General features: G+C 62.6%; 23 protein-coding genes and 7 pseudogenes. 9 read left to right on the forward strand and 21 right to left on the reverse strand.

Features of this window, described 5'->3' with window-relative positions:
• Positions 1-797: 797 nt before the first annotated feature.
• On the forward strand, positions 798-1,313 hold the full coding sequence (locus tag Q5701_RS21510) for a VPLPA-CTERM sorting domain-containing protein (protein WP_306752976.1): 516 nt from the start codon (positions 798-800) through the stop codon (positions 1,311-1,313).
• A 180-nt stretch (positions 1,314-1,493) separates the two neighbouring features.
• Here Q5701_RS21510 and Q5701_RS21515 read toward each other — a convergent pair whose 3' ends face one another.
• From Q5701_RS21515 to Q5701_RS21530, 4 genes are all read right to left on the reverse strand, one after another.
• Entirely contained in the window at positions 1,494-2,498 is a 1,005-nt protein-coding gene (locus tag Q5701_RS21515; RefSeq protein ID WP_306752977.1) for an SGNH/GDSL hydrolase family protein, read from the reverse strand.
• A gap of 203 nt (positions 2,499-2,701) precedes the next feature.
• Complete coding sequence (locus Q5701_RS21520; protein WP_306752978.1) at positions 2,702-6,214, reverse strand: error-prone DNA polymerase; 3,513 nt, start codon at positions 6,212-6,214, stop codon at positions 2,702-2,704.
• A gap of 13 nt (positions 6,215-6,227) precedes the next feature.
• Positions 6,228-7,751 carry a Y-family DNA polymerase gene (locus Q5701_RS21525; RefSeq protein WP_306752979.1) on the reverse strand — a complete coding sequence of 508 codons (1,524 nt, stop codon included), beginning with the start codon at positions 7,749-7,751 and terminating at the stop codon, positions 6,228-6,230.
• On the reverse strand, positions 7,666-8,427 hold the full coding sequence (locus Q5701_RS21530; protein ID WP_306752980.1) for an ImuA family protein: 762 nt from the start codon (positions 8,425-8,427) through the stop codon (positions 7,666-7,668). Before Q5701_RS21530 ends, Q5701_RS21525 begins: the two co-directional genes overlap by 86 nt.
• Before the next feature lie 1,149 nt (positions 8,428-9,576).
• Here Q5701_RS21530 and Q5701_RS21535 point away from each other — a divergent pair.
• Positions 9,577-10,173 (forward strand): type II secretion system protein N, encoded by a 597-nt coding sequence (locus tag Q5701_RS21535; RefSeq protein WP_306752981.1) that lies wholly within the window; start codon positions 9,577-9,579, stop codon positions 10,171-10,173.
• 79 nt (positions 10,174-10,252) lie between these two features.
• Here the strand turns inward: Q5701_RS21535 and Q5701_RS21540 are convergent, their stop codons facing one another.
• From Q5701_RS21540 to Q5701_RS21555, 4 genes are all read right to left on the reverse strand, one after another.
• Positions 10,253-10,714: a prepilin peptidase gene (locus Q5701_RS21540; RefSeq protein ID WP_306752982.1), complete on the reverse strand. Its 462-nt coding sequence runs from the start codon at positions 10,712-10,714 to the stop codon at positions 10,253-10,255.
• A gap of 103 nt (positions 10,715-10,817) precedes the next feature.
• Positions 10,818-11,648, reverse strand: a complete 831-nt coding sequence (locus Q5701_RS21545; RefSeq protein WP_306752983.1) for a type II secretion system minor pseudopilin — start codon at positions 11,646-11,648, stop codon at positions 10,818-10,820.
• Between the two features lie 29 nt (positions 11,649-11,677).
• On the reverse strand, positions 11,678-12,229 hold the full coding sequence (locus Q5701_RS21550) for a type II secretion system protein GspJ (RefSeq protein ID WP_306752984.1): 552 nt from the start codon (positions 12,227-12,229) through the stop codon (positions 11,678-11,680).
• Between the two features lie 34 nt (positions 12,230-12,263).
• Positions 12,264-13,262 (reverse strand): penicillin-binding protein activator, encoded by a 999-nt coding sequence (locus Q5701_RS21555; RefSeq protein WP_306752985.1) that lies wholly within the window; start codon positions 13,260-13,262, stop codon positions 12,264-12,266.
• Positions 13,263-13,447: 185 nt separating this feature from the next.
• On the opposite strand from Q5701_RS21555, the gene Q5701_RS21560 reads away from it, so the two are divergent.
• Positions 13,448-14,077, forward strand: coding sequence for a hypothetical protein (locus Q5701_RS21560; RefSeq protein WP_306752986.1), 630 nt, complete (start codon positions 13,448-13,450; stop codon positions 14,075-14,077).
• 7 nt (positions 14,078-14,084) lie between these two features.
• On the opposite strand, the gene Q5701_RS21565 is transcribed toward Q5701_RS21560, so the two are convergent.
• The 3 genes and pseudogenes from Q5701_RS21565 to Q5701_RS21575 all read right to left on the reverse strand — a co-directional run bounded on the left by Q5701_RS21565 (position 14,085) and on the right by Q5701_RS21575 (position 16,190).
• Entirely contained in the window at positions 14,085-15,323 is a 1,239-nt protein-coding gene (locus tag Q5701_RS21565; RefSeq protein ID WP_306752987.1) for a type II secretion system F family protein, read from the reverse strand.
• A gap of 115 nt (positions 15,324-15,438) precedes the next feature.
• Positions 15,439-15,759 (reverse strand): annotated as a pseudogene (locus Q5701_RS21570) (transposase); the annotation flags it as partial.
• Positions 15,760-15,837: 78 nt separating this feature from the next.
• Positions 15,838-16,190 (reverse strand): annotated as a pseudogene (locus Q5701_RS21575) (potassium-transporting ATPase subunit KdpA).
• A 213-nt stretch (positions 16,191-16,403) separates the two neighbouring features.
• Here Q5701_RS21575 and Q5701_RS21580 point away from each other — a divergent pair.
• The 5 genes and pseudogenes from Q5701_RS21580 (at position 16,404) to Q5701_RS21600 (ending at position 18,912) form a co-directional block, all read left to right on the forward strand.
• On the forward strand, positions 16,404-16,529 hold the full coding sequence (locus Q5701_RS21580; protein WP_306752989.1) for a hypothetical protein: 126 nt from the start codon (positions 16,404-16,406) through the stop codon (positions 16,527-16,529).
• A 226-nt stretch (positions 16,530-16,755) separates the two neighbouring features.
• Positions 16,756-17,005 (forward strand): annotated as a pseudogene (locus tag Q5701_RS21585) (IS21 family transposase); the annotation flags it as partial.
• Positions 16,995-17,788: pseudogene (gene istB, locus Q5701_RS21590) on the forward strand (IS21-like element helper ATPase IstB). The pseudogenes Q5701_RS21585 and istB, both read left to right, overlap by 11 nt.
• Positions 17,789-18,030: 242 nt before the next feature.
• Complete coding sequence (locus Q5701_RS21595; RefSeq protein ID WP_306752990.1) at positions 18,031-18,249, forward strand: DUF1127 domain-containing protein; 219 nt, start codon at positions 18,031-18,033, stop codon at positions 18,247-18,249.
• 444 nt (positions 18,250-18,693) lie between these two features.
• Positions 18,694-18,912, forward strand: coding sequence for a DUF3072 domain-containing protein (locus Q5701_RS21600; RefSeq protein ID WP_306752991.1), 219 nt, complete (start codon positions 18,694-18,696; stop codon positions 18,910-18,912).
• Between the two features lie 226 nt (positions 18,913-19,138).
• Here the strand turns inward: Q5701_RS21600 and Q5701_RS21605 are convergent, their stop codons facing one another.
• From Q5701_RS21605 to Q5701_RS21625, 5 genes and pseudogenes are all read right to left on the reverse strand, one after another.
• Positions 19,139-19,567: a YqaA family protein gene (locus tag Q5701_RS21605; RefSeq protein ID WP_306755467.1), complete on the reverse strand. Its 429-nt coding sequence runs from the start codon at positions 19,565-19,567 to the stop codon at positions 19,139-19,141.
• Positions 19,568-19,661: 94 nt separating this feature from the next.
• Positions 19,662-20,279, reverse strand: coding sequence for a class I SAM-dependent methyltransferase (locus Q5701_RS21610; protein WP_306752992.1), 618 nt, complete (start codon positions 20,277-20,279; stop codon positions 19,662-19,664).
• On the reverse strand, positions 20,280-20,762 hold the full coding sequence (locus tag Q5701_RS21615; protein WP_306752993.1) for a CDP-alcohol phosphatidyltransferase family protein: 483 nt from the start codon (positions 20,760-20,762) through the stop codon (positions 20,280-20,282). It lies immediately after the preceding gene.
• A 113-nt stretch (positions 20,763-20,875) separates the two neighbouring features.
• A pseudogene (locus Q5701_RS21620) lies at positions 20,876-21,031 on the reverse strand (CDP-diacylglycerol--serine O-phosphatidyltransferase); the annotation flags it as partial.
• A gap of 2 nt (positions 21,032-21,033) precedes the next feature.
• A pseudogene (locus tag Q5701_RS21625) lies at positions 21,034-21,735 on the reverse strand (phosphatidylserine decarboxylase).
• 263 nt (positions 21,736-21,998) lie between these two features.
• Between Q5701_RS21625 and Q5701_RS21630 the strand changes: the two are divergent.
• Complete coding sequence (locus Q5701_RS21630; protein ID WP_306752994.1) at positions 21,999-22,232, forward strand: helix-turn-helix domain-containing protein; 234 nt, start codon at positions 21,999-22,001, stop codon at positions 22,230-22,232.
• Between the two features lie 12 nt (positions 22,233-22,244).
• Here Q5701_RS21630 and Q5701_RS21635 read toward each other — a convergent pair whose 3' ends face one another.
• From Q5701_RS21635 to Q5701_RS23020, 5 genes and pseudogenes are all read right to left on the reverse strand, one after another.
• Positions 22,245-22,436, reverse strand: a complete 192-nt coding sequence (locus Q5701_RS21635; RefSeq protein ID WP_306752995.1) for an alpha/beta fold hydrolase family protein — start codon at positions 22,434-22,436, stop codon at positions 22,245-22,247.
• A 591-nt stretch (positions 22,437-23,027) separates the two neighbouring features.
• Positions 23,028-23,537 carry an AzlC family ABC transporter permease gene (locus Q5701_RS21640; RefSeq protein ID WP_306752996.1) on the reverse strand — a complete coding sequence of 170 codons (510 nt, stop codon included), beginning with the start codon at positions 23,535-23,537 and terminating at the stop codon, positions 23,028-23,030.
• Between the two features lie 289 nt (positions 23,538-23,826).
• Positions 23,827-24,174 (reverse strand): pyrroline-5-carboxylate reductase family protein, encoded by a 348-nt coding sequence (locus Q5701_RS21645; RefSeq protein ID WP_306752997.1) that lies wholly within the window; start codon positions 24,172-24,174, stop codon positions 23,827-23,829.
• A gap of 314 nt (positions 24,175-24,488) precedes the next feature.
• A pseudogene (locus Q5701_RS21650) lies at positions 24,489-24,566 on the reverse strand (cold-shock protein); the annotation flags it as partial.
• A 142-nt stretch (positions 24,567-24,708) separates the two neighbouring features.
• On the reverse strand, positions 24,709-24,846 hold the full coding sequence (locus Q5701_RS23020; protein ID WP_373568586.1) for an H-NS family nucleoid-associated regulatory protein: 138 nt from the start codon (positions 24,844-24,846) through the stop codon (positions 24,709-24,711).
• Between the last annotated feature and the right edge of the window lie 227 nt (positions 24,847-25,073).

Here is a 25,073-nt window from a genome sequence, read left to right on the forward strand (position 1 = left end):
GCCATCCAATCTCGCCATTAGGATAAAGGTCCGCTGTCAGTATCGGCTGTTTGCCCAACACCATATTTCGCATCCTGAATATTCAGGTTTATTAAGGTGGAAAAGATAGACCTTATCAATCCGGTTTTCCGGCCGGACCTGCGCACCTTCCCTGCCCCCCTCGGTTGGCCTGCTCAGTGGGTCGATCCTTTGGGCTGACGATGCCTCTTTCTTCTTATCAGCTGCTTAGCAGCCGGAGGTTGAACGGCAGGGGGTGAAGAGGACAGACCTTGCTGCCGCTCTACCGTCAGGCGCGGCTCCGAACCGGTTGGGGGTTATGGGCCGAGATGAGGAGGAAGGGGGTTCATCTAGAGGTTGTTGAATAGCAGAGTGAACTGAGATGTTATAAGTGCATGCATTTCAGAAAAGCCCTTGTCAAATCTCATTTGATTCTCTGAAATTTACCTTGGGATTATTGCACTTAATGCAATTAAGTATTTTTGCAGGATATCCTATATCTATTTACTATCGCTCAGATTGCAAAATGCGGGTGATTGTTCAAAAAAGCCCTTGTCAAATCTCATTTGATTCTCTGAAATTTACCTTGGGATTATTGCACTTAATGCAATTAAGTATTTTTGCAGGATATCCTATATCTATTTACTATCGCTCAGATTGCAAAATGCGGGTGATTGTTCAATATGCTTTGCCGCACTGCGGCAGCGGGTACATAAGGAAGAAGCGCGTCTACTAATTAGGAGGCTTCTGTGCCTAGTATCAAAACTGCTCTTGCAGCTTCAGTTGTATCGGCCTTCGCGTTGTTCAGCGCACCCGAAACCCAAGCTGCCACTGTCACCCTTGACTTCAACAGTCCAGTTTCCGCGCCGTTGACGCTGGATCCGGACAGCCCAGGGATCGTCAATGGCCGGTGCGCCGGCAGCATGTCAGGCGCTCCCTGCCTTGGAGTGAACTCCCAAGGTCCTGCGACCCTAGCGATCGAAGCCGGGGAGACTTTCTCGGTATCATCGTTCTGGTTCCAGCTCCTGGGCAACATGGACGATCTGATCGTAACCACCAGCAACGGTACGTTGACCCTTCTGGAGTCGGTCTATGGTTTCAACGATGGCGGCCAGGTCATCGATGTTTCTGGAAATGCGCTCTTCCAGAACATCACCTCGCTGTCCTTCCTGACCAACACCGGAAACGCCCGGGTTGACGATATCGTTGTTGACGTTCCGGATGTCGCCCCCGTCCCGCTCCCTGCTTCGGCAGCCCTGCTGCTGGCAGGCATGGGTGGCTTGGCCGCTCTTCGCCGCCGGAAAAAACTGGCCTGAACAACTGACCATCCAGAACCGGCGCTTGAACCATCAGCGCCACGCAGCATAACCTCAACCCACAGAGCCAAAGCCCTCCAGACCAACATCAGGCCGCCTGTTCCAAATCATTCGACGACGGACACTCCGGGAAAATGCAATATGAGTTGTTATGGAATATTATGCCTGTAGGACGCTTGCTCAGCGCCGGTGGCGCGAACCAAGCCCGAGCAGACCCATTGCTGCAACCAGAAAGCCGAAAGACGCTGGAACAGGAACTGGAGCAATGGAAATCCGGTCTTCCACAATGTCCGCAATCTGCCGATGCGCCGCCGTTGTTGGATGCACGAGATCGAAGAACAGTTTGCTGGCTGCCTCATCGGCCGAACAGACAGTTCCCAGCGGCAGTCCGGGGATGTAGCAAGGGTTGGTCGCATCGCTCAGGCCGAAGAGGCCTGGGTTGGCGACGGCCTGCGTGAATATGCTGTCCATGTCCAGCAGCGACACGTTCAGATCATCGTCCAGGCCGTCAAGGATCGCCTTCAGTGACGCGTTGAACGTGTCTGCCCCAAGTTCAGCAAGAGGTGCCGCGGCGGGAATGCCGACAGGGCTTGGAAGCGCGAAGCGCGGCGTCAGTTCGAGCGGCGGAAGGTTGAAGACCAGGAAATCCCTGACGCCTGCTTCTGCGATGTCCCGGATCCCCTCTCCCACAGCAATGGCCGCATTGACGGCTGTGCCGATCACGGCTGCCGGGTTCGGAGCGCCGCTGAGCAGTTGCTCTTCGATCGAGGCAAAGAGATCGTTGGCGCCAAACCAGAGGGCCGCGAGAGGGCGGTCGCCCAGCTGTCCATCTGACTGCGCCTCAAACATGTCGATCTGCTGCGGAAGATCCGGCACCTGCCAGGGAAACGGATCAACGTTGGGAATGGCCCGAGCAAATCCATAGGCAAAGTTCCCGACCGGCAGGTTGGCGTCCTGGAAGTCGTCAGCGACATACTCCGCCCAGACCGGGCCATCCGAAAAGCGCTGAGCATAAGGGGGTGCAGGTACGACACCGCTGCTCAGGCCGTAAAGATTTCCCGGATCGGTAAGGCTGTCGCCAAGGACCCAGAAGCTGGTATATCCGGTTGTGGCGGCGTGCGCTGGAAAGCCGATGCAAGATCCCGCCATGATCGTGGCCGCGACCACAAGAGATCGAACTGACACTTTCACCTCCGAAAACGCTTCAGTGCATATTGATCACGGTCAGCGATAAAGGGTCTTGGCGCAACTGTTTTGGATGGTCTGAAAGCCGTTCGCTGTGGCCAAATGAACTTGCAGCGTCATTGCTTGAGCATTCGAGATGCGGCGCAGCATGGGGCAAGCCAGAACGCTCTATTGGCCTTTGCTTCTTGCGGTTCTCCTGCAGATCACTGAAAATCCCGCCCCTTCACTCGGATTGCATCGAGGTGCAGATCTTTGATATAGATCTCCCGCGCTGGCGGCCCAGCAGGCCCCGCTTCCCGCGCATCACCGCCTGCAACCCCATGCCGCGCTTCATCCCCGCGCCCCTGCTGCAGCGGAAACGTCGCTCCTCGCGCCCCTACACTCGCCAGCTCCCGCGACAGATCCTCGATCCGATGCGCCACGAAATGCACCACCTCGCCCTCTCGCTGGATGCGGCCATGGACGCCGACCATGCCCGCCCCGAGCACGATCCGCGGGTGCGTCTCGAAGACCTTGGGCCAGACCACCAGGTTGGCGACGCCGGTTTCGTCCTCGAGCGTGATGAACATGACGCCCTTGGCGGATCCGGGCCGCTGCCGGACCAGCACCAGGCCCGCGGTCGCGCACCAGCGGCGGTCGCGGCTGGCCATGGCTTCTGCGCAGGTGATAACCTTCCGCTCCGTCAGCGTCTCGCGCAGGAACGAGACCGGGTGCCGGCGTAGGCTGAGGCCGGTATGGCCGTAGTCCTCGACGACCTCTCGGCCGAGGGTCATCGACCGGAGTGTAACCGCGGGTTCCTCGCTGGCCATGGCTTCTGCGCAGGTGATAACCTTCCGCTCCGTCAGCGTCTCGCGCAGGAACGAGACCGGGTGCCGGCGTAGGCTGAGGCCGGTATGGCCGTAGTCCTCGACGACCTCTCGGCCGAGGGTCATCGACCGGAGTGTAACCGCGGGTTCCTCCGCTTTCCCTTCCGCATCGTCATTCAACTGCCCTAAGGCTTCCTCTTCCAGGTTCGCATCTGCCTCAGCCTCCTCCTGCCTCAATTGCTCCGCCGCCTCCCGTGCCGCAGCAAAGAGGGGCAGCTCCTCTGGCCCGAGCCCCTTGATGGCCCAGAGCGCCTCCCTGCGGGCGAGCCCAAGCGATGGCCTGAACCCGTCCGCCTCGGCAATGCGGGTGAGGCTGGCGATCGGCACGCGCACCCGGCGCCAGAGATCCTCCACTGAGGCAAAGGGCTGATCGGCCCGGGCCGCGACAACCGCCGCAGCATGGGCGTTGGCCAGCCTCTTGATCATCCTCAGCCCGAGCCGGACAGCAAAGCGCTTGCCCTCGTCGCCGGGTCGTCCCGTCGGCTCCAGCATGCAATCCCAGCGGGAGGCGTTGACGCAGATGGGCCTGACCTCGACGCCGTGGTCCTGCGCGTCCCTCACGATCTGCGCGGTGGCATAGAAACCCATCGGCTGGCTGTTCAGGAGTGCGGCACAAAAGGCATCGGGGTGCCAGCACTTCAGCCAGGCCGAGGCATAGGCCACGAGCGCGAACGAAGCGGCATGGCTTTCGGGAAAGCCGTAGGAGCCAAAGCCCTCGAGCTGGCGGAAGGTGCGCTCGGCAAAGTCGAGGTCATAGTCGCGTGCCACCATGCCGGAGACAAGCTTGTCCTTGAACGCACTCACCCCGCCGGTGAACTTGAAGGTCGCCATGGACTTCCGCAACATGTCGGCCTCCCCGGGGGTGAAGCCTGCGCATTCGATGGCCACCCGCATGGCCTGCTCCTGGAAGAGGGGCACGCCCAGCGTCTTTCCGAGCACCTTCTCGAGTTCGGGGGTGGGATACTCCACCGGCTCCAGACCCTCGCGGCGGCGCAGATAGGGATGAACCATGTCGCCCTGGATGGGACCAGGCCGCACGATCGCCACCTGCACCACGAGATCATAGTAGGTGCGCGGCTTCATACGGGGCAGCATGGCCATCTGCGCGCGTGACTCGATCTGGAAGGTGCCGAGTGTGTCGGCCTTCCTGATCATCGCATAGGTGCGCGGGTCCTCGGGCGGGATCGTGGCGAGATCGTAACGGATGTCCTTGTGCTCGGCGATCAGTGCCAGCCCCTTGGCCATGCAAGTGAGCATGCCCAAGGCCAGCACATCGACTTTCATGAAGCGCAGCGCGTCGATATCGTCCTTGTCCCATTCGATGATCTGCCGGTCCTCCATGGCGGCAGGCTCGATGGGCACAAGATCGTCCAGCCTGTCTTGGGTCAGCACAAACCCGCCTGGATGCTGCGACAGGTGGCGTGGAAAGCCCATGAGCTGCCGGGCCAGCTCCAGCGTCAGCCGCAGGCGGCGATCAGACGGGTCGAGGTTCAGCTCCCTGATCTGTGCGTCGCTCACCCCTTCTTCGGACCAAGCCCAGATCTGGCTGGAGATGGTCTGGATCAGGTCCTCGGGCAGGCCCATGGCCTTGCCGACGTCCCGAAGCGCGCCCTTGGCGCGGTAGCGGATCACCGTAGCGCAAAGCGCGGCCCGGTCGCGGCCGTAGGTCTGATAGACCCACTGGATCACCTCCTCGCGGCGCTCGTGCTCGAAGTCGACGTCGATGTCGGGCGGCTCATGGCGTTCTTCGGACACAAACCGCTCGAAGAGCAGGTCATTGCGGCCCGGATCGATGGCGGTGATGCCCAGCACATAGCAGACGGCGGAGTTCGCGGCCGAGCCCCGGCCCTGGCACAAGATGCTGCGCGAACGGGCAAAGCGGACGATGGAATGAACCGTCAGGAAGTAGGGGGCGTAATTCAACTTGCTAACGAGGCGCAGCTCATGGGCCAGTGACGCCTTCACCTCCTCCGGCACGCCTTCGGGATAGCAGGAGGCCGCACCCTCCCAGGTTAGTCGTTCCAGGGTCTCTTGCGGGGTGAGGTTCGGATTGTCCCGCTCCTCGGGATACTGGTAGCGCAGCTCATCCAGAGAGAAGCGGCACCGCTCCACGATCTCCCGCGTCCGGGCCAGGGCCTCCGGGTAGCGCGAGAACAGCCGCTGCATCTCGGCGGGCGGCTTCAGATACCGGTCAGCATGGCGCTCACGGCGAAAGCCCAGGGCTTCGACAGTCACATTGTGCCGGATAGCGGTGACCACGTCCTGCAGGATGCGCCGGGACGGCTCGTGATAGAGCACGTCATTCGTGACGACAGTCGGCACCCGCAGCTGCGCAGCCATCGTGGACAGCTCATGCAGCCGCAACTGATCATTGGGGCGGCGGCGCAGGGTCAGGGCCAAGTAGGCGCGGTCACCGAAGACATCGCGCAGCCGGCGCAGACGCAGAGCGCAGGTATCATCGGCGAGATCCGGCACCAGCACCGCGATGAGGCCCTCGGCATGGTCGACCACATCCATCCAGTCGAGGTGGCACCTGCCCTTGCCGGCGCGGGACTTGCCCAAGGTGAGCAAGCGGCAGAGGCGGCCATAGCCTGCCCGGTCCAGGGGATAGACCAGCAGCGCCATGCCGCAGGCGAGATCTAACCGGCAGCCCACCACCAGCCGCACCCCGGTGACCTTGGCGGCCTCCCAGGCCCGGACGATGCCCGAGAGCGTGTTGCGGTCGGTGACCGCCAAAGCTTCGATGCCCATGAGGGTGGCGGTGGCGAAGAATTCTTTTGCCAAGGAGGCACCACGCAGGAAGGAGAAGGGCGAGGTCACCTGCAACTCGGCATAGCGCGGCCCGGTCATCCGATGACACCGTTCATCCGAACACCCCGTGCAGGAACCATCGATGGCTGCCGGTCTCGCTGTTCTCGCCGTCACCGGCCCGAAACACCCAGTAGCGCTCGCCGGCCTCGTCCTCGATGCGGAAGTAGTCCCGCACGGCGATCATCTCGGCATCGCGCTTCCACCATTCGCCGAAGACCCGCTCCGGCCCATCGGCGCGGGCCACCTTGCGGCGGATGCCGCGCCAGGTGATGGAGACCGGGGGATGATCGGGCAGGAGTGCCAGGGTCTCGATCGGCTCAGGCCGGGGAAAGAGGCGCGTAGGCCGCGGCCAGTGATCGGGCCAGCCCGCGCCAATCGGCTCGCAGAGGGCCGCGATGCGGGTGGCTGAGCGCTCCGGCACATCGCTGGCAACCGGCGCCATACGGTACACGCCCCAAGCGCCGACGCGATTGGCCAGCACATCGACGAGAAGGGACAAGTCCGGGGCTGGGGCTTCCAGGAGCGAGCTGGCCATCTGCCGCGCTTCCAGCGGCTCCACCATCACGGCCGTGAGCGACAGGATCTCGATGCCATAGCCCGGTGCAATGGTCCCGATCTTCTCGCAAAGGAGGCGGGTCAGCCGCTGCGGATCGCGCTGCGGTTTGGCGAGACCCACACGCACGGTCTGGACATGGGCATCGACCCGCCAGCAGAGGAGATCAAGCCGCCGGGCACCGAGGCCGCGCTCCTCCAGCACCACGCACAACGCCCGCACCAGCTTGCCGATATAGCGGGCAATGGTCTCTGCGGCGGCGATGGGCTCGGCGAAGCTGCGGCGCACCTCGACGAGGTCGGACGGGCGCAGCGGCTCGATCGGCTCGGCCGCGTGCCCCAAGGCCTGGTCGAGCCTGCGGCACAGGTCGGGGCCAAAGCGCCGGATCAACGGTGCGCGGGGCTGATGCAGGAGATCGCCGATACAGGCAAAGCCCAGGCTGCGCAGGCTAGCGAGCATGGCTGACGGCAACCGCAAGGCTGCGAGCGGCAAGGGAGCGAGCAGTATCTCTGCCGTGCCCGGCTCGGACACATGCATCGGGTCAGGCCCATGCCGGGCTAAGGCATGGGCGGCGCCCCACGTGTCGGCAATCGCCGCGCGGGCCGTCACGCCCGACATGACAAGTCGGCCAATCAGGGTGTCCAGCATCTCGGCCTCACCCCCATGCAGGTGATCGGCTCCGGTCGAGTCGATGACAATGCCGTCCGGCGGATCGACCGCCACGATCGGCGAGACCCGCTGCAAGACCCAGAGCGCCAGCCGCTCCAGGGAGGCCGCGTCTTCATTCGGATCAGAGGGCATCACCTGCAGCCCAGGGACCAGGGCCTGCGCCTTGCTCACCGGCATGCCGACAGAAAGGCCCAGCTCCTGCGCTATCGCACAGGCCGCTGTCACCAGCCGCCGGTTGCCGACCCGACCCGCCAGGAGCAGCGGCGCCTCAGGCGAAGGCGCTGCCTCGCCCCCCTGCCGCCTGCGCCGGTCGATCGACCACAGCGGCAGGAAGACCGAGATGACCCGTGCCATCGCACCCCTCCAATTCCAGATCGAAGCTTTTTCCCGCCCGCGCCCGGATCAGCTCGACGAGCCAGCGGTAACGACCCACACCCGGCACCGGCAGCGGGCCCGAGGGCAGCACCGACACCCGCCAGCGGGTCATCGCCGCCGTGGGTTGGCCGAAGTCATAAGCGTCCTGCTGTCGGCGCCAGCGTCTGAGCGCGATGCCGGTGGTTCCGGTCTCCTTCGCCGCCAGGTGCAGCCGGCGCGAGGCGGTCATCGACAGGCACGCCACATCGGCCACCACTGCCCCGAGCCCGCCGTGGCGCAATCCTTCCTCCATGCAGGCCAGCACCGACAGATCATCCCCCGCCTCGACATAGATCACCCGGTCCGGGCCAAGGCCCGCCTGCTCGAGGCCAGGCGCAAACAAGTCCGCCTGCGTCACGCACCAAAGCACCTGTCCCGGCATCCGCGCGGCAATGCCGGCGGCAAAGCAAGAGGCGGCTGCCCCGTCCACCGCACCGTTGCCGCCGCCCGCCACCTCGTGCAGGCAGCCGAGCGCCAGACCGCCGCCGGGCAGGCGACGATCAAGATCAGGGATACCGAAGGGCAGCACGCCGCGTGCCGGTCCGCCGTCTCCTTCCATCCGCGCGATCTGCTCGCGTAAGGCGGCAATGGCAGGGTTGAAGGACCGGGCAGGCATGACGAGAATGGCTCCAAGGCAGTTGAGACGAAACAGAGTCGTTCTTGTTTTGTTCCATTCTACTTGAAACTGTCAATCCGGGGTAGACCATTGATCTGGGGATATCTTGGTTGCTGCGTTGTAGGGCCTGAACAATCTCCAGCCTATTCCGTCGGGCAGCTTCTGCCTCGCGTATTCTGGCACGAGATGCATCTTCAGGTAGAAAAGACATAACAACCTCCACCAATTTGTCACGAAGCACCACTTTTTGAAGTTCAGTTTAGTTTAATGAAATTTGACAGCTTTTTTTTTGGCTCCGCAGCGACAAAATGCCGGAGATTTTAGTATCCCTGAGGTTGTAAATGATTAGGTTTTGGGATTCCAATATAGTCTTTAGAAAAATTTGGCCTTAGCATAATTACAGGATAATGCTTTGAAAGAGGCTGTAGATCACCATTTTCAAAAATCCAAAAAATAAGGTTTCTTCTCTCTAAAGTTGAAATGAACGCATTTGCACGGAGGGAACTTTCATGCGAATGAAGTTCTTTGACTTAAAGGCAAGCCTTGGCAGCCCAAGTCCCCTGCGCCTAACGGCACAGGGAATTGCCTATAATTTGTGCAAGCGGAGACTTGCCGACGTCATGTGAATGTATGCCCACCATTGCTGGTAAATTTTGTACATTCATTCCTGCGAATCACCTGACAGATGCCTTCTTTTGTGCAGATGATTCGGCGCAGAAGGTTCAATGTGCGCCTGCAGTTGCTGGCTTGCTCTGCTAGCACCACCGCTGGAAGACGATGAATCATCAGAAATTCAAGAATTGTTGAAAATACGCTACTGTCTGCAGTTCGAATCAGTTCGTGCGTTTAGGTAACGGGAAAGCGAGAAAAGACCGGTCTATAGGCAAAAGTCCGCTCGGACCCATTGAATTTCTCAGTCCTAATGCTTTCAACACGCTTGGCGTGTTTTTACTGCGACGCGGCGAGAGACGAAACGGCGTTCCAATGCGACTTTGCTATTCTGCTATGGTGGCCTCGACCCTTGCCGTATGTCATACAAAGCAAACAGCGGCATCCATGCATAGGTCGGATTTTGAGCTAGCAAAGCAGTTGGCTTTGCCATGACAGGCAGTAACCATCACAAGCCGTGTCTTATCTGGAAAATTTAAGATGGTGGCGAAGGCGCGACAGGACTGGATTGTTTGGGTCGCCGCAACTGCGATGGTCGTGTCGCTGGGTCTTCATACCTGGCGGGTGGTTCCGCTTCTGCATGATCAGGATACAGCGCCCGTGGTCCTGCACGACAAGGCAGCAGAGGTGGAACCGCAGATCGACATGGACAGCGTTCTAGGCTTTATGCCCTTCGGACAGCCCATCGAGACTCCGCCATCGACGACTGCGCAGGTCTCGAACCCTCGTCTCACCCTGCTGGGCGTGGTGCGCGCCGATCCGGTATCCCGATCCAGTGCGATCCTGTCCGTCGAAAATGAGCCATCGCGAAGCTATTTCATCGGGGACGAGGTCGCGAACGGCCGGCGATTGATCGAGATCCATGGTGATCATGTCATACTGGAAGTTGGTGACGTGGAGGAGAGAGTGTCGCTTACCGACACTTCTCCGCCTGTAGTGTCACGATCGGACAGCGTGTCACGCGCTGCCGGCGCAACGGGCGATTTGGATGCCTTGCGTCAACTCATTTTCGATCAGGTCAATGAACAGAGCAATACCGCCCCAGTCCCATTTTCTCATGACGACGTTGTGAATTGATGCATCGTATTGTGCACGATCAATGGTCAGCGTAACGTCGTCCGGCATCGTGCATGGGTCGGGGCTGTGGTTGGCTGAATCATCGTCCAGACACTGCCCAAAGGCTGAAGAACGCCAAAGCCAGCCAGGGACCGAATGCCAGCGAACGATCGGCTGTATGGCTTGATCGGAAACGTCCGGCAACCGTCATTTGGGCCAGCCCGCCAAGCGCCGCGATCACGACTACGGAGGGCAGCATCTGCCATCCCAACCATGCGCCGGCCGCTGCCAAAAGTTTGGCATCCCCCAGTCCCAGCCCTTCTTTGCGGCGCATTCGAAAGAAGGCCGCGCCGATTGCGGCAAAAACCAGGTAGCCTGCGGTGGCTCCGATGATGCTGTCGGTCAGAAGAACCGCTGGTGCCCCTTGCTGCACCGCCAGGCCAGCCTGCACCAGCCCGGCGCAGATAAGCGGAATCGACAGGATATCGGGAATTCTCCGGGTTCGAATATCCACCACGGCAATCACGACCAATGTCGCCAAAAGGGCAATGCCCGTAATCAACAACCTCTTCCACCCCAACTCTGGGAAAGACCGTAATCTAAGGCCTTGCCAACGCTGTCTTAACGTAACGACATACTGCCAGTTGGCTATAAGGTACCACCTCTCACTGACCTCGCACATTTCCGGGGAAGGGCGTCTCGCGGGCAACGACCGCCACACGTCTTTTCCCGTCTGCACCTGAACTGCGCTGGATCAGCGAACTGACCTGCTGGGCCGTCGTGCCGACGCGCACCGTCGTGATGGCGCGGAACCAGGACGAGGTGAAGCCGATCCCCGGCGGCGGAAGCATCTGGGCCCTTTCGACATCCTGCGGGGCAAGGCTGCCATTGCGGTTACGGATAGCGATCAAAGAGGCCGCCTGCGTCAGATTGCCCGTAAGGACGCGGATGACTTCCTCGGATGCGGTATTCAGGTTCACGTCGGTGGACTTTGGCAGGACCGTCAGGAACGGCCGCAGCACCGCCACTTCATCGGGGGCAAGCCCGGCCTCGGAAACCAGGTCGCCCAGCCTGCCCAGCGGTTTCCGCTGCGCCAGGCGTGCCCTGATGCGATCCGTCACCTCGGCGGGCAGGTCAAGCGCCTCGCCGATCCGGCGCAGCGTCTGGGCGCCTTGCGCGCCCCGCATCGCTTCGCCGTTCAGGTTGATGCGCGACTGGGCATCCTCGATCACTAGGGCAAAGCTGCCTCCTGCGACGCGGACCGGTTGCTGCGCAATCTGCGCCCATTCCTCGGTCAGATCGTCCGAGTCAGGCCCCTCGGTCATGTCGCGGGACAAGGCGCTGATCAGGCTGGCTTCGGCGGCCACGATCAGCGCCTGCGCCTGCGCCGCCTCGCTGTATCGTTGGCTGCGCTTGATCGACAGGTCCGACAGGCTGATCATCGCGTAAAGCACCGTCGAGGCCAGCGCCAGCGTGACAAGCACGTTGATCAGCACGACGCCCGATTGTCTGTCGCGGCATTGCATCAGCGCGGTTCGGACGGAAGTGGGGCTACGCGGCGCAATTGCTGTACATCCTCCAGCAAGATGACGGCCGCCACCGCCACCGGATTGAAAAGGCGTTCCGCCTGAGCCGAGCCTTGGCTGGCAGGCGGCCATTGATCCACCCAGCCCAGATCCGCGTCATAGAACTGCCATGCGATATTGGTTACGCCATCCAGCAGCGGCTGGCGGGCTACCTGCCTGCCGGCGGCGTCGCTTACGTCACGCAGCAGGACGCTGTCCCGAAGCCGATAGGTCAGGGCGATCCACCCGGCGCCTGTCTCGGCGGCGCTGCGCTCCAGCGACAGGACCGGACCCTGTTCGCCTGCCTCGTAGAGCAGGGTGGACGGGCGGGCCTGGGAAAAATCCGTGGCCAGCAGATACATCCCGCGCTGGATCCGGGCCAGCCGTTCCAGCCGTCCCTCGGTCCCCGACTGCGTGCGCAGGATCTGGTCCAGAACCCCGAACCCTGCGCCGCCGATCAAGGCGAACAGGACCAAAGCCACCAGCATCTCGACCAGCGTGACGCCCGCCATGGCCGAGCGTCCCCGGCCTGATCGGCGGCTGGGCTCAGGCCCCGGCAATCTCGGCCAGGGACTCAATGCCGCCTCCCCGGATGCCCAGCACCGTCAGGTCGCGCTGGCAACGGCCGTCCTCGAGGAAGCGGAAATTGCCCAGCACCCCTGTGAAGCCCGCTTTTCGCAACAGGCCCTTGCGGTTCAGTTCGCCTGCATTCCCCATGCCGACAGCGATCAGGGCCGCATCGTGGCCAAGTGCCGCGATGATCCCGGGCGCCTCTCCGAAGGATGCCTGGAACTGGTCCGAAAAAGGTTGGAACAGGTCGGGAGGGGCTGCCGCGAACCATGCACCGGAAAGGTTGGGATCGGCTGCGGCATCGGCCACGCCCCATTGCACCGACCCAAGCACCTGCAACCCGCTGCCCTGCAGGCTTTGCGCGAATGCAGTCAGCGTACCACCGCCATCGGGCAGGTACACCGCCTGCGGCAGGGTGCCGCCGCTGGCGCTGCGAATGGCGCCCAGCAGGCCTTCGGCCGCAGGGTCGCGCAGCAGCGTTGCCGTCAGGGAGATCCCGCCCGCTTGCGCGATGCCTCGCGCCGCGGCAATCGAGGCTGCGCCCAGCGGGGACTCGCGCGCGACGACTGCGATCCGGGTCAGCCCTTGCGCACGGGCATAGCTGAACATCGTGGCCACAGACTGGGCAGGGGTCACCCCCATCACGAAGGCGCCTTGGGCGACAAGCTTGTCGTCGTTCGAGAAGGTGACCACCGGCACCCTCCCTGCGACGGCCAGAACGGCGGGCGTCTGGTCGCCGCGCAGCGGACCCATCAGCATCTGCGCGCCGCCTGCAATCGCTTCGCGCGCGGCGGCAGCGGCCCCTTCGGCGGTGTCGCCAGTATCGAGGACCGCCGGGGCGGCTGCGGGATCAAGACCCCGCGTGACAAGCGTGGCCGCGCGGGCCATATTCTGGCCTACGGCCGACTGCGACCCCGATAGCGGCAACAGCAGCGCCGCATTGCGCCCGCCTACGCCAGAGCCAGGACGCGACATCAGCGCCCCCCCTCCGCAGGCCGCCAGCGGCACCACCAAGGGAAGCGACCACGATGCCAGAAGCGATCGACACAATGTCCTCCGGCTCATCGCGCCTGCGAACCCTTGCGCTGTCGTCATTGGTGGTCCTCCTCGGAGTGGCCGCGCTGGCTATTGGTCTTCTTTGGTATATGCCAGCGCGGGTCTTGATGCATCAGGCAAATCCATCCTCCCAGGCGGCGATGGTGTCGGGCCGCGTCGTCCATGGCGCAGCGCAGGTGCCGCAGGGCTATCGAGTCGAATGGCGGTTCAATGGCTGGCGCAGTCTGCTGGCCCTGTCTCCGACCTTTGATGTGACCGCCACGGGACCGGGGGCGGACCTGACCGGCCGGCTTTCGGCGTTGCCAGACCGGTATGCCCTGCGCGACGCGGGGGGAACGCTCTCCTGGGCTGTCGTGCCGCTGCTGGCGCCTGACCTGGGGATCACCTGCGACCTGACGGCCAGCGTCGATGGCCTGTCAATCAGCCAGAACGGCCGGACACGACGCGCCTTGGGCGGATTGCGCACCAGTCCCGGGACGTGCGCGCGCGACAAGGGCGAGATCGCTGGCATACCCGTGCCTGCCCTAGTTGCCCGGCTGACGACGACCAGGAATGGGATCGAGGCTGTTCTGGCGGCACAAAACACCCCCGACATTGCGCTGGCGACGGCGACCCTGACCAATCGGGACCGGCTGATCCTGCGGCTTCATGCCGCAGGCGCAAGGCTGGTGCCGGGAATGCCCGCCAGTTCCGAATACAAGATCGAGTTGCCCTTGTCCGCGCTGAGGCGGTGACTGACCGTCACATCCCGGCCAGATTGTTCATGGAAACGATCGGCAACAGGATCGCCAGCACCATGATCATCACGCCCCCCCCCATGACCAGCAGGATCCCAGGCTCGACCAGGGCCACAAGCGCGCGCACCCAAGCGTCAAGGTCGCGCTGCTGATCCGTCGCGGCCCGGTCCAGCGCATCGCCCAGGTTGCCGCTTGCCTCTCCGCTGGCCACCATGGCGATCAGCATGGCGGGAAACACCCCCGCCTCGTCCATCGCGCGCTTGAGGCTGATCCCCCGGCGCACCTTTTCGGTCGCATTAACGACGCGTGCGCGGATGAACAGGTTTGGCGTGACTTCGGACGCGGCCTGCAAGGCGTCGATCAATGGCACGCCGCTTTGAACCAGGGTAGCCAGCGTTCCGGCAAACTGGGACGAGTTCATGCGCTGCACCAGCCGCGCGGTCGGCCGCGACGTCGCAAGCATCCGATGCCATCGCTGGCGGTTCTGTCCGGTGGTCAGCCAGCGGCGGAACCCCAGGATGGCTAGCATCGTCAAAACAATGGCAATCGCCCCAAAGTCCCGGATCAGACCCGAGATGGCAATAAGCGCCCGCGTCAGGAAAGGAAGGTCGGCGCCGCGCGCGCTGAACACCCGCATGATGTCGGGGATCACAAAGACCATCAACAGGACGATGATCGCCAGGCTGACAAGCGCCAGCAGCACCGGATAGAGCAACGCCAACTGGACAGTCTGGCGATTGCGGGCGCGGTTTTCGACGAAACCGGCGAGATGTGACATGACCTGGTCCAACCGCCCCGACTGTTCGCCCGCCCGGACCGAAGCCCGATAGAACTCGGAAAAGATCTGCGGGTAATCTGCCAATGCCGTTCCGAAGGACCGGCCCTCCAGAACCGAGCCGCGCACGGTCAGCAAGATGCCCGCAACCTTTGGCGGCTGGCCCACGGCAATGGCCGACAGCGCGTCCTCGACCCGCAGTCCCGCACCCAGCAGCGTGGCCATCTGCCGGGTGATCAGCGTCAGCGCCGCAAGAGGGATGCGCCCACTTCTGCTGCGAGGCAGAGCGCCGGCGGCCCGGGCCATTGGCCTGTGCAGAATTTTTTCGGGCGCCGCATCCGCCACCTCCAACGGCAGCAAACCCTGACTGCGCAGGGTCTGGCGGGCTGCGACAGAACTGGCGGCTTCCAGCGTACCACTCGTGACCTTGCCGCCCGCATTGATGGCCTTGAAATGGAACGCCCGCACGGTTCAGGTTTCCTGGAAGACGCGTGCGACGTCTTCGGTTGTTGTGTTTCCGTCTCGGATGTTGCGCAGCCCGTCGGCCATGAGGCCTGGGCCGTGGCGGCGGGCCGTGCGGGCCCTCCTTGAGGGCAAGCGACTCCGCGCGCAGGTCCTTGACCTCACCGCTGGTCGCCTGTCGGGCAGTGTCGCCGGCCAGCCGCTTCTTGCCAGCCTCGAGGAATTCCTTCGACCAGCTGTAATATAAGCTCTGGGCGATCCCTTCACGACGGCACAGCTCCGCAATGCTGTCCTCGCCCCGAAGACCGGTCAAGACAATCCTGATCTTCTCTTCGGCGTTGTGGATCTTGCGCGTCGTCCGACGGATGTCTTTGACCGCCTTCTCCGCCTCGGCTTTCGTCGTCACGGGTTTCGCTGACGCGGTCCTGCAGTTCTTGCTCATCTTCGCTCCATAAGGGCTACGATGAGCCAAAAACCCTCCGTCACGCAATCTGCCTAACTTGTCCCATGGGCGCTGACGTCAGACAGTAGTCCTCTTGAGCGTCAAGCGCGATGCTCGCACTAAGGACGTTACAAGCGGAACGCTCAGGAAACCAACGGCCACCGCGTTGTCCGCCGCCGCCGAAACGGGGCTTTGCACCGCCAGCCCCACCATCTGGCTGAGTGTGGTTTCGCCTTCGTAGTGTTGCCAATGGGTGTTGGTCATGAAGCGGACGGCCGTATTAAGCGCCTGCCGTCCATGGTGCCGAATCCAGGAAGGTTGAGCGGCAGGGAGCCCTGCAGGCGCAGGATCAGATAGATCAGGACGAACCTTGCTGCGTTGAAGACCAGGACTGAGACCGCCTGGGCCTTCCAACCTCTTCCTGCAGGCAAAATCCCTGCAAAGCGGTAAAGAGCCCGCTCGAGCGAATGAAGAAGCCAGTCACGACTGGGGAAGAAAGGCCCATCCAGGCTCCAAGCACTATCCCCATCAAGAACAGCGCGGAGAATATCAGATCGTCGGTTATGTCAGTACCGCTCCGGCGTTACCCAGCATGGACATGGACAAGCAGCGCGCCCGCAAGGCTGCCGACAAGGACATTGTCAATGGTCATCCTGGCCTCAGACCTGTTCGGCGCCATGCGGGCCAAGCTTGATCAGCAGGAAATCCGCCAGTTCGCGCCGAATAAAGATGATGTCGGACAGCACCGCATGCTCCCTTGCCTAAGATGACCCGAACATGGAGGCGTCAGGCGTAAAGCGTCGATATAAAATCCGGCGTGCGGCGTAACGCGGGCGTAAAATTCAGACCTAGTTATCCGCACACTCAAGACCGCAACTCATCAAGGTAATGAATGCAATCCACAGGGTGAAAGCGTCCGGCGTATCGATGTGTCAGCGTGGCCAGATGTAGGCCCATGCGGAGGTTAACCCATGCGCTAAAGGGGGCGATCCTTTCATCCTTGCCCTGGTTCTCCAGCACGACGAACAGGCCGTGCTGACGGCGGTGGAATTGGCCCTGGCCGAGGGCGTGGCGACCAAGACCCATGTGCTGAACCTCCTGCACCGGGCTGGTCGATGGAAAGGTCATCGGCGGGCCGCCCCTCGATACCCCGCAGGCCCTGGCCCTGTGTCGCGAGCCAAAGGCCAATGTCGAACGCTACGACGGCCTGCGGGCTCACATCACCGGAGGCCATCATGCGTCATGATCCTGCCAGCGGCGCCATCGTCATCATGCTTCGCAGCCTGAAGATGCACGGCATGGCGCAGGCTATGACGGACCTGATCGAACAGGCTGCGCCGGCTTTCGAAGCAGCCGTGCCGATCCTGTCCCAACTTCTGAAGGCCGAGATGGCCGAGCGCGAGGTGCGCTCCATCGCCTATCACATGAAGGCCGCACGCTTTCCGGCCTGCAAGGACCTCTCGGGCTTCGACTTCTCGGCCAGCGAGATCAACGAAGCCACAGTCCGGCAACTCCACCGCTGCGAGTTCATGGACGTGGCCCAGAACATCGTCCTGATCGGCGGCCCAGGCACCGGCAAGACCCATGTCGCGACCGCCCTCGGCGTCCAGGCTATCGAGCATCACCGACGCAAGGTCCGCTTCTTCTCCACCATCGAACTGGTCAACGCCCTGGAGCAGGAGAAGGCCAAGGGCAGGCCGGGCAGATTGCCGAAAGCCTGACCCGCCTCGATCTCGTGATCCTCGATGAGCTGGGATATCTGCCGTTCAGCGCATCAGGTGGTGCGCTGCTCTTCCATCTGCTGAGCAAGCTCTATGAGCGCACCAGCGTCGTGATCACCACCTATCTCAGCTTCAGCGAATGGGCGACGGTCTTCGGCGATGCCAAGATGACCACCGCTCTGCTCGACCGCCTCACACACCGCTGCCACATCCTGGAGACCGGAAACGACAGCTTCCGCTTCAAAGCCAGTTCAGCCGCCGCAGCGCGCCAGAAGAAGGAGAACAATCACGCCTTGACCACTGAATGACCCCAAAACCATAATCAAAGGTGGGTCAGTTCTCGATGGAAAACCGGGGTCACTTCTGGGTGGAAATTAACAGCAAACCTTCGACGTTCATGCGCGCCCCTGCGAATGCTGCATGGCAGCATCCCTCAACTGTTCATTATGCATGCGCAGTGTTAGCGCCGTCTTTGGTTCATTGAAGGCGCCAAGCCAATCCGGATAAGGCGCAGACGCAAGAACAAAGATGCGGGACAAGGACTACCATCATGGCTGCCATCGCCCACATCCAAACCGCCGCTGCCTCCTTTGGCCTTGCTAACCGGGTGTCGGCTGCGATCCAGCGCCTGCAGGAGCACCGCGCCCGTTGCGTGATCTACCGTCAGACGGTGCGCGAGTTGAATGCCCTGACCGAACGCGATCTGGCTGATCTGGGAATCAGCCGCGCGATGATCACCCTCTGGCCCGCGATGCGGCCTAGGGCGTGAAGTAAGTATAACGCTCCTGACTCGTCCCTTCGGGACAAGAGCTCGCGGCGTTCTCCTGCCAGAGAATGCCGCCCCATATAGCCGCTCCATCCTGCGTGATGCGACGGACCGTTCCTCCTCCTACGGGTCCGATCGTTTGCGGCAATGGCCCTCTCTTCCCTGGCCTTGCTGCACCCCAAACGCCGCCCTCTCTCCTCCCTGGGCCAGCGTTCCGCGGCGGCGCCCCTCCTCCTCCCTGGGCGCCGCCGCTTTTTCGTCGGGGAGTTGCGCCTGCGATGGGCCCCAGCCAGAGGGAAAAAGTCGCGCTCGGCCGACACAACCGGGTCTTTCGACCAAGAGATCAGCGTTCCTCTTCCGTGAGACTGTTCTGCCAAGGGACATAAGAACGGAACCAGAACATCCGGTATGTGTTTTCTCGGGACACCCTGCGAGAGGCAGCTTCCCATGGCCAATGACCGCCCAAAATTTCACCCGACCGACAACGCCGAAAAAGATCCGGACACCTGGGTCAGCGGCGAAGACCCCATGACCGGCGCGCAGGCGTCCTATCTCAAGACGCTGAGCGAGCAGGCCAATGAACCCGACGCCTTTGACGAGAGCATCAGCAAGGCAGAGGCCTCAAAGCGCATCGATGGGCTGAAGGCCAAGCTCGGGCTGGACTAACGACGCCCCTATAGCCCGAGGATATCGGCGAGAGCGATTTCTCTAACCGGCAATGAACAACATGGCAGTGGTAGTCGCTCAACAGCCGAGCGGTGCGCAAGGCGGCGCAGAAGCCTGCTCTGGGTAAGCGATAGGATCCGGGGACTGCGCTGACGATCAGTCGCCGGAACGGCATAAGCAGACATCGAGAGTACCAGCGAAAACGCGTCGTCCACGAGGCGCGACGTCAGCCATTCCATGCCGCGAATGCCGCGAATATGGCCAGGTATCTGCCCGCCTTGCCAAGCGACACCAGAATAAGAAACGGCAGCAGCCAGACACGCGCGGCGCCGGCCGCCAGGGTCAGCGGATGACCCACCACGGGCAACCAGGAAAACAGCAGCAGCCAGATGCCGTAACGGCGGAACCAGCCTGCTGCGCGCGTATAGTCAGCGGGTCGAACCGGAAACGACGGTTGCGCGCTCAGGTGAAGCAGGTAACGGCCCAGACCCCAAGTGAGAAGCGATCGGGCAACGTTTCCCGCCGTTGCCGCCGCCACCAGGAGCGTAGGATCGCCGTTCCCGGATGCCAGAAGAGCCAGAAGGGCGGCATCTGACGAGCCGGGCAGCAGCGTCGCCGAGGCAAGGGCGCTTAGAAACAGGGCGGCGTAAATCATCAGGCTCAAGACCAGGGGCAGCGCGTTGCGTCGACGGGCCGCTTCCACAGGGGCCCCTGCGAGACGTGAACCAGACCAAGAATCGGGATCGGCCTCACCCGGCCTTCACAAGCCGCAGGAGGGTCATCATACCCAATGGGGGCAAGGTGCTTTCATCCGCCAATCTCAGGCTGGCCTCACCCAAGACCCGGGATCGGTCAAAGTCGGAATGCCAGCCCAGCAGGTTCGCAAGGGGCGCGGCCAGCCGTTCGGCAACCGCCACGGCGCCTCTGTCGCGGGCAAAGTGATTGACGATGACCACGCTACCCCCGGGCCGCACCACCCGGGCGATTTCGCCCATGACCTTTTTCGGCTCCGGCACCACCAAGATCACGTGCATGGCGGCCACGTGATCGAAGCTCTCGTCCGGGAAGTCCGAGTCCCGGGCATCCATCCGGTGAAATGCAGCGACTGTCGCAAGCCTTTCGGCGGCCACCTTTGCCCGCGCCTTCTCCAGCATCTCGGCGCTATAATCGATCCCCGTGACCTTCACCTGCGGGCTGTAGTGGCGCAGCGCAAGGCCGGTGCCCACGCCGACCTCGAGAACAGAGCCCCCCAGCTCGCTGAGCAGCGCGGTGGCCCGGCGGCGTCCGACATGGGTCACGGCGCCAAAGGTTCGGTCATAGATCGGGGCCCAGCTGGCATAGGACTTCTCGACAGCCTGAAGCTCCATTCACGTGTCATTTCGCGCAGGCCGCCGCCGAAGCCGGATCCATCCCAGCAAGAGCAGCAGCAGATAGGCAAGGTCCATAAGGACCAGAGTCAGCCAGGGATAGGTGAGCAGCGCCGCCCCTAGGGCCACCGCCCCGAGCAAGAGAGGGCGCGCTTGGTCGGGCCGAACCCCGACCGGCCGGAACGCCGGCGTGGGCAGGCGGCTGATCATCAGGCACGCGACGGTCACCAGCCAGAATGCGCAGGCAGGACCGGGCAGGACTGCGCCGGGCAGGAGATTGGCCGCGAAGATCGGCAGCAGGGCCAGCATCGCGCCTGCGGGCGAGGGCATGCCGGTGAAAGACGTCTTTGGCATCGACGTCGCCAGCGCATCCCGGCTGCTGATGTTGAAGCGTGCCAGCTGGAGGGCGCAGACCGTCGTATAGACCAGGCCGGCGAACCAGCCCAAGCCTCCGGCGCTGCCATAGGCCCACAGATGAAGCACCAGAGCGGGCGCCACCCCGAAGTTGACCATATTGCACTGCGAGTCGAGTTCGGCCCCATGGCGCTCTCGCTGCGCAGCCTGCGCGCCAGCCGTCCATCAAGACCGTCGAGCACCGCTGCCAGAAGGATCAGGGTCGCCGCCCGGCCGAAGTCCTCCGCTACGGCAAAGCGGATAGCCGTAGGCCCTGCGCAGAGCGCTGCCAGCGTCAGGACATTCGGCAGCAACTGCATCACGGATAGACGAATGCGGCGATCCGGATGCCCGTTCATGGTCAGTCGGCCCGAGCAGGACGGGCGGGCCCGACGCGGCCCAGGTCCGCGATCACGGTTTCGCCCGCAACCATCGTTTGTCCGATGGCGACCAAGGAGGGCCACGCCCGGGGGCAGGTAGACATCGAGCCGCGAGCCGCGAGCCGAAACGGATTAGGCCGAAGTGCTCGCCCGTTCGCAGGCTCTGGCCGGTCGTGGTCCAGCACAGGATGCGCCGGGCCACGAGGCCGGCGATCTGGACCACGGCCAGTTGCCGGCCATCGGCCAGTTCCAGGCAGAGCCCGTTGCGTTCGTTATGCTCGCTGGTCTTGTCGAGCGAGGCATTGAAGAACCGACCGGGCCTGTAGGCCACGGACAGCACGCGTCCGGCCACGGCTGCGCGGTTCACGTGGCAATTGAAGACCGACATGAACACGATCACCCGCGTCAGCGGTACCGGAGCCATACCCAGCTCGGCAGGCGGCACTGCTGCCTCGATCAGCGAGACAACACCGTCCGCCGGGCTGACGATCAATCCCTCGGCTTGCAGGACGGCCCGGCGCGGATCGCGAAAAGAAGTAATAGTACCAGACCGTCAGACCCACGCCAAGCCGGCCCAGCGGCGCCCAGAGCAGGAACAGCCCGAGCGTGACGAGGGCGAAGACCGTCACGAACCGGTAACCTTCCGGATGCATTGGCTTGAGGAACGTGACCCACATGGTCATGCGCCGGTTGTCCTGCTGCTATAGACGGTCCGGCGCGCATAGCAGCCTCACCAAATGGCGTCAAACAAAGACGACGCTTTCTCGCTGATTTGCGACATCTCGGTGCGGACCGATATCGAGGAAGTGCAATTTCGCTGGAAAACCGCCGGAACTCCAAATGTGTCACAATAAACCTATCGAATTTTCCTGCAGTTAGAGGGTGGGTTCTATTTTGAGATGCGACAAGCCATGATTTGCTAGCTTTGCAGTTCGAGGAACCTCCCTTGGCATCGCACCTGACCCTTCCTGAGCGTCGCATTGTCGCGGCCATGCTGCAGCGCAAGATCAGCGTGGCGCAGATTGCCGTCAAACTCGGCCCACATCGCTCCACCATCCATCGCGAGAACCGGCGCAACTTCTGGCACAACGACGAAGTGCCGATGGCGACGGGTTACGATGGACGTTCATTCCGGAATGCATCGCCTGACAGCTTCCTGAAGCACTTCAGGAGGATGTGATGCGGCGCCCTTTCACCAACCTGACGCTGGACGAACGCCGCGTGATAGCGCGGCTGCTGCAGGCCAGCTGCCGGCATGGTCCATCCAGCCATGCAGCGCCAGCACGGGCGTTCCGTCCACCGGGCCCCAGGCAAGTCCAGACAGGGGAAGGTCGTCTACCACCCAGTGGCGCTCTCGGGGGTTGGTCAGGATCCCTCTTTTCATGGCTGCACTCTGAACAGGGCGATCAGTTCCGGCATCGAGAGCCCATCTCGGTGCTACTTTCCGCAAGCCGACAGCACTCCTTGTCTGCCTTCGTCGTAACGCCGCTGGGCCTCTTCTTCGAGAATGTCGATGACATGAGGCGGGCTGTTGCCGATCTGGCGCCCCTGCTCCTAAAGCACGCTCGCCAGCCACCATCCGGCCACGCCTGCAATTGCCGCCATCCCGGATCGCGGCGCAGGGCCATGGCCGCCGCGCAACCGCGACGCTGCCAAGGAAGGCAAGCACCTGTCCCGTTTTCAAAGCCACGATTCCCTCGGGCAGCAGCACGGCCACGCCCATGGCGGTCAGCAGACAGGGCCCAAGCGCGTCGAGACAGGCCGGAGAGCGTGCCTGGTCCGCAGCCTGTCCGCGCCATAAAAGTGGCAGCAATCGCGCGATCAGGGTTGCGGCACCGATCAGCGCTACGGCCAGCCACAGGACGGGCGTCATGTCCGCCACCCCGCAAGCAGTGCCGCCAGGGCGCCTTCGGGTATTGCCAGTTGCGGCACTCCCAGCAGAATGCAGGAAGCGGCCAGCCCCCAGCCAGCAGCATCAGCGCCAGCATTCGGCGGCTGATGGAAACCCAGACCAAGCCCAGAAACAGCGCGGGCAGCGCAAATTCCAGGGCATCCGCCAGCCCCGCATTCGCAGCTCGCAAGGCACCCCCGGCCAGTCCCCCCGCCAGCGTGCCGGTGATCCAGCTTGACCATGCAGCAAGACCCCAAGCCAGGCCCCCGATGGACGCGTCCCGTTCGCCGTCCGGCTCAGCGCGGTCGCAAAGACCTCGTCCGTCAGGCCATAGCCGAAGAAGGGCAGGGCGCTTGGCCCGCCACCGATGGGGCGGCGCAGGACAAGGCCGTAAAGGACATGCCTTAGGCTCAGGGCGACGCCGATCAGCACGATCAGCGCCATCAGCATCCCCATTGTGATCGCGCTCAGCAAAAAGGCCTGGTTCGCTCCCGAATACATGATGGCGGAGATGCCCGCCGCCTGCCCGGTGGAGATGCCGACGGCCGCGGCCGAGGCGCCAAAGGCGAAGGCCACGGGAAAATAGCCCAGCATCACGGGAAGACCGGCGCGAAGGCCGGTCAGGGCTGCGGAACCCGGTCGCTGATCTGCTCACAAGATGCTTCGGTCATGCACCACCCGTGTTCTTGATCGGTGCCGTGGATACCAATCCGGCAACGTGGTTGCCAGTTCATATAAGCCGGGCTTTGGTCCGCCCGTAACCGGGGCAGATTTCCGGGCAGCACTGTCGCAAAACACTTAGGCAGGTGCAGCGAACCCTGCCTCTCAGTCGCGATCGCAGCTCACGCCATTATATTCGTAGCAAATCGCCAAGATAATGGCGTTACGGAGTTGCGGACACCCTGTTAGAGTTCTCGTGCCTTTTTAGCGCGGCCTCCACACCATCGCTGACAATCCGGTCGAGCCCCGCATCCATCATGCTTTCCAACGCCGCAGTGGTCATGCCTTGGTAGGCCAGGAAGTCGCCGACGATATCCGAAGGACAGCGCCCCTGCGCCTCGACCAGGCGGCCTGTGCCGATCAGCATGGCGTTGACGGCATTCCTGGCGATTTCAGGGGCGATCCCGTTGGCGATGGCGTGCTTGCGCAGCGCATCGGCCAGAAGCGCAAGATAGGCGGGGCCGGTGCCGCTGACGCCTGCAGAATATTCGATCTGGCGCTCGTCAGGCAACTCGTCCTGTGAACCGCAAGTGGCGAAGACGGATAGGCGGGGCCGGTGCCGCTGACGCCTGCAGAATATTCGATCTGGGGCTCGTCAGGCAACTCGTCCTGTGAACCGCAAGTGGCGAAGACGGTGCTTCACGGGCGTTGCTACAGTCTCGGTCCTTCCTGCGCTCCCCCGATTGGCTCGCAAGGCTGAGACATTATGAAAAAAGGCCACGAAACATGCCTGAACTTGCATGCGGTGCATCCTCGACCCAAGCGGTGCGACGGCGATCAAGGACAGCACCCCCGCGTTATTCTGCCTGCAGATTGCAAGCCGGCATCTTGCCCGCCATTGTCCGGCTGAATGAAGCCGAAGCCTTTGGTCGAGTTGAATCACGTGACGGTGCCCGTGGCCATGATGGACCCTTTTGGAACGATCTTGATGAAGCTGCAGTGAGCACCGCAGATGGGAAGCGGCTGTGTTCAGTTTGTCGAAGGATTTTACCGGGGGCGAATGACGCATACCCTGGAAGGATTGCAGCGATCAGATCGCGAAATCCTAAAGCGACTTTCCGGTTTCCAGAGCCTCTGCAATACAGGCGGGTTTGCGACCCCGACAGTTCCAGGTCAGGTCGGGATTATCTGGATGGCGGTATTTCGGCTTGGTCTTTCGCTTGGCGGGCCGAGCGGCCAGCATGTCGTCGAGCGAGGAAAAGCCTGCCGCCTTGGCAATCTCGGTTGCCCTGGCGATGGCTTCAGTTCCTGCAGTGATACAATGTCGAGCTGCGTTTCATCCGGCCCGGGCAGCAGCGTCTACAGGCGGCCGTTGATGGTGTAGGTGACGACAAGATCGCGCGGCTGAAGTCGAAGATGGGAGAGATTGCCAGGGCCAACGAGCTTCTTTACGCGAATATCTGCAAGCTG

This window comes from Paracoccus actinidiae (assembly GCF_030863885.1).
Lineage (GTDB): Bacteria > Pseudomonadota > Alphaproteobacteria > Rhodobacterales > Rhodobacteraceae > Paracoccus > Paracoccus everestensis.